General features: G+C 57.7%; 2 protein-coding genes. Both read right to left on the bottom strand.

Features of this window, described 5'->3' with window-relative positions:
• Window positions 1-688, bottom strand: a 688-nt coding sequence (locus ACFO0A_RS15270) for a sensor histidine kinase (protein WP_379540038.1), incomplete at its 3' end; no start/stop codon positions are given.
• A gap of 515 nt (window positions 689-1,203) precedes the next feature.
• A complete protein-coding gene (locus ACFO0A_RS15265) occupies window positions 1,204-1,539 on the bottom strand; it encodes a PilZ domain-containing protein (RefSeq protein ID WP_379540036.1) in 336 nt (111 codons plus the stop codon).
• Window positions 1,540-1,690 lie beyond the last annotated feature (151 nt).

The following is a 1,690-nucleotide window of genomic DNA, read 5'->3' as shown; positions in this document are numbered from 1 at the left end:
CCTTCAGGACTGGCTCTAGTTCCAATTCTTCCCTTCTGCCATCTCGCCTAGTGCTCATGGCACGAACCGATCGGATTATATTACCTGCGCGATGCGTGGCCTCCAGAGCCCCATCGATGCATTCCGCTAGCTCCGAACTTTTGCTCTCGTCCGGAGCTAAACGGCGGGCTGCCGAGAGATACGATGAGACCGCCGCAAGTGGCTGATTCAGTTCGTGTGCTATCGTGGACGCCATGGCTCCCATCGCGCTTCCGCGAGAGAGGTGTATGAGTTCAGTCTGAAGCGATTGCAGTTTGTTCTGGGCTGCTTTTTCGCTCGTAATATCCTGCTTGGTTCCGAAGATCCGGACTGCTCTGCCAGCCTCTTTCTCAATCACGGCAGTCAGGCGGACCCAGCGGACTTCACTAGCCTTGGGACGGATCTGGATATCTAACGTGAACCCTGTCCCAGATTCGATCGCTGCGCTGCGCAGGCGCTCCATTTGGCGCCGAGACTCGGGTTCGTAGAGATCGAGTGCGCGATGACGATCAATCGGTGTCCCTCGCGGAATGCCAAAGATGTCGTAAACCGTATCTGTCCATGTCAACTCCTCTGTAGCAAGGTCGCATTCCCACACCCCGATTCCAGCGAGGAATGAGATCCGGTCGAACATCTTCTTGATGTGCGCGGTTGACGCTTCTTGGCCCACCTTGGGTCCCCTAATGGAGCTGGCGGAAGTCTGACGTGAAGCTCAGGGCAGCTATAAGCGGAAAGGCTTCGTGCGTAGGTGACAGCCCACCTCTGGCATGCCTGGCCTTTAGTGGGAAGCGTGCATCCAGGACGACGCGCTCGGCTCGCCTCGGGTAACCTATGGGAAAGTGGGACCTTGGAAGCTAGGAATCGGGCCGCGCGATTGGCGGCAGATCACTAGACGCGGCCGCTGCTGATGAGCGGCAATCGGCCGTCCTTGCCTCCGGTTGCCGCGAAACCCGCTCGGTGGAAGGCCCGGCGCCCACTTTGCGGTGTGCCCCCCAGAGCACCGGGCCCACCGGGAGGGTAGCGCACGGACCTGTAATTCCAAAGCAATTCTGGCCAGTTAGCCAGGTTTAACCGGGTGGATACGTGTTGGCGAAGCGACCAATTGCCAAAGCCAAACTGGTAATGGGGACCCATCGTGGCAGTGGGTCGTCGCGACGGAGCGATCGCCAGACTGGCTTGACTTGATCAAACGTAAGCGAAATGCCGCGCGTTTGGAGGCTGAAGACGGCCCGCATTGACGATTTCGCGAAAAACCGCAGCGTCCAACGGACGGAGAAAGCGGCAACCTGAATCGAAATCGCATTCCCAGATGACTTCACATTCCTGAGCTTCAAGGCCGGCAAGCTTGATCCAAAACCTCTTGCCAACCGGTAGACGGTCGTAGGTTCGTAGCCTCACACCAGTGGCCGACAGATCGACAACTTGCACCCTCATGCGCGAAAAACCGGCGCGCGCATCGGCCGGGGCATGCACAAGCTTGCGTTCCGATTGTCTCGAGCCAATCCGATGTTGATTGGTCATCTGCGACCTCCTGCGACCCTATCCAAGGTACGCGAAGAGGTTTCAAACGGGGTGAATATGTAAGGTAAGAATTGAAAGACCTTTCCTTAGGGGAGACTACCTAGCCGCCGCGGATTGATTGCAACAATCTCAGGTCAGCGAGGGGGAGAAG

This window comes from Novosphingobium tardum (genome assembly GCF_042652045.1).
GTDB classification, from domain to species: domain Bacteria; phylum Pseudomonadota; class Alphaproteobacteria; order Sphingomonadales; family Sphingomonadaceae; genus Novosphingobium; species Novosphingobium tardum.
The sequence above is the reverse complement of the archived record's forward strand: the minus strand, read 5'-3'. Positions and strand labels throughout refer to the sequence as shown.

What these genes read in the sequence shown, in the direction of transcription:
- ACFO0A_RS15265 (WP_379540036.1), bottom strand. Translation starts at nt 1,539, where the DNA reads ATGACCAATCAACATCGGATTGGCTCGAGACAATCGGAACGCAAGCTT.